Origin of the sequence: Chromohalobacter sp. HP20-39, from assembly GCF_033052815.1 — a bacterium.
Taxonomy (GTDB): Bacteria; Pseudomonadota; Gammaproteobacteria; order Pseudomonadales; family Halomonadaceae; genus Chromohalobacter.
The window spans coordinates 1-278 of record NZ_JAWHTP010000594.1; the positions used below are offsets into that span (position 1 = coordinate 1).

1 protein-coding gene is annotated in these 278 nt (G+C 55.4%); it reads right to left on the bottom strand.

Annotated features, from left to right (window positions below; genetic code table 11):
- Nucleotides 1–278: hypothetical protein (locus RVY79_RS19315; RefSeq protein ID WP_317466184.1), on the bottom strand; the 278-nt coding region annotated here is incomplete at both ends.

A 278-nucleotide genomic window follows, 5' to 3' on the forward strand; every position in this document is an offset into this window, starting at 1 on the left:
TGACGAATCTCATGCGCGGCAACGAAGTGCGTTACCTTCTCAAAATCGCCAATGTCCATCGTTCCGTCGGCCCAATCCATGAACCCGCTGCCCACAGGCGATGAATCTGCCAGGCCAACCGACGCAACGGTGTCGAAAATTCCCAGAAAACGCATGTTCAGTTCCGCATACCCAACCTTCATTTTCGTGGCCTTGCGAATCCACTGACAGCATGTGCGCGCCTCTGCCGCGCCGCGCGAAAATCCGAACACGGAAAGATGAACCTTGGTAATCCGTGG